2 protein-coding genes are annotated in these 1,795 nt (G+C 53.3%); one reads left to right on the forward strand and one right to left on the reverse strand.

Features of this window, described 5'->3' with window-relative positions:
- Nucleotides 1-38 precede the first annotated feature (38 nt).
- Nucleotides 39-854 carry a ParA family protein gene (locus KEM60_RS15630; RefSeq protein ID WP_219108959.1) on the reverse strand — a complete coding sequence of 272 codons (816 nt, stop codon included), beginning with the start codon at nt 852-854 and terminating at the stop codon, nt 39-41.
- Nucleotides 855-1,490: 636 nt separating this feature from the next.
- On the opposite strand from KEM60_RS15630, the gene KEM60_RS15635 reads away from it, so the two are divergent.
- A partial coding sequence (locus tag KEM60_RS15635; RefSeq protein WP_219108962.1) for a helix-turn-helix domain-containing protein occupies nt 1,491-1,795 on the forward strand: 305 nt, incomplete at its 3' end.

The following is a 1,795-nucleotide window of genomic DNA, read 5'->3' on the forward strand; positions in this document are numbered from 1 at the left end:
AGTCTGCTAACCCAATGATCTCAAAGCGGCCGATGTTTTTATATATGTGTATGGTGACAGGTGTGTATCGATTGTTTCCCGGGGTGCGGGACATGGGCCTCTAACGCCTCGTGAATAACGCCCTGAGTTAGCCGATTCTTGGCAATAAGATGCACCTTAGGCAAGCTTCGTCCCGCATTGCTTAGCTTTGTGGCAAAAGCATATTGCAAGTAAATATGAGATGGAAGCCGAAGGCCATAAATTAGCGAGAAGGCGTTCTGAATGGCCCTCCGTGATGAGTCATCAGCCGTGACGGGGAGGATCAGTCGATCTGTCGAGGATAAGGCTACCTGTGTATAAATCGAAAACGAGGGATTTGTGTCTATAAAAACAAGATCATAAGCATCTTGCATTGAGTCTATCAGGTCTCTGATCCAGTCGATAATGGCGAGCCAGACATCTCTGCCGGGGATCAGTGTGTTTGCAAGAGATGACATTGCGGTACTCTGCAGCTCAAGCAGCGGGTCACCTGCGATTAAATCAATATTTTTCGGAATCTGATCGTTAGATGTAAACGGTTGGCAGATATATTGTTTCGCATTGATTGATGGCGGGGAGAATGGGGCTGGCAGTCGATGTTCGAAGTATCCCCCGATGGTCCTCCGTGGATTCTCTGCCTGAAGTTCCAGCAGTTTGCTACTGCCATTGTATGAAAGTCCCCCCAGTAACAACTCAGATAGGTTTGCCTGAGGGCAAACATCAATCGCCAGGATGCGCTCCGTAGGGTGTTTGTCTGCGTAGGCCGTTAGGCTCTGAAAGCAGAGGCTGGTCTTACCGGTGCCGCCCTTGTTGTTCCAGTATGCATACGTAAGCATGTTTTTCTCCGTCCTGATTGACTATCCTGGGTGCACCACAAGTGCCAGCTTTTGTCTCCTGTGGACGTTAGGCTAAGGTGCGCAATCACTTGGGTAAATGGTGGACTGGAAAGTATGGGTCGCCTACTCAGAGCCTCTCAGTTGCTTTTATGTGCCCGCGCTAGTCCCACGCTGGGAGTAAAATTCCTGTACCGATGTTTTCTCATCAGCAGTTGGCATTGACGTTCAGTAGGGAGAAGGTGCCTGTGGCGATGTAGCTGATCTGTCGGGGGTTGGCTGATGTAAGGGCGTTATTCACTAGCTCTTAGCCCAGGAGTGAGTTTTGCGTCGAAAAAGCCTGTGACCTGCAGGTTTGCAGATTTCCACCAAGGAGACAAAACCCTCGTGAATAACGCCCTAAGTCAGGAGTTTGGGGGCGTGATTGTTGTTGGTGAGGTTTTCGTCCTCGGGCAGGAGGTGGATACCGATCTCAGTTTAGTCCTTGTCGGTCAGGTTTGGTAGGCCTGCTATTGTGGTGAATAGAGTTAGGAAGGATGTGTTGGCGGGCGGTGCTCAGATCGCGGTTGGGCCGGGCTAGACGGGGGAGTTCTAGTGTCGTGAGTCGCTAATTCGCTGGTCATTCGGTAGGTTTCGTGTATGTCGGGTCCTGCCGCGAAGCCGTTGGTGTTGACTGAGCATGAGCGGTCGGTGTTGTCGGGGTGGGTGAAGCGTCCGACGTCGTCGGTGAGGTTGGTTCAGCGGGCCTCGATCGTGCTCGCCTATGCGCAGGAGCCCTCTGTTGCGGGCGTAGCGCGGCGGCTGGGGGTGAGCGCGGCGACGGTGACGAAGTGGCGTGACCGGTTCTTGGTCTCGCGGTTGGACGGCTTGGAGGATGCTCCTCGTCCGGGGCAGCCGCGCAAGCTGAGCGATGAGCAGATCGGGGCACTCATCTCGCGCACGCT

The sequence above is a fragment of the Austwickia sp. TVS 96-490-7B genome, from assembly GCF_019331795.1.
Lineage (GTDB): Bacteria > Actinomycetota > Actinomycetes > Actinomycetales > Dermatophilaceae > Austwickia.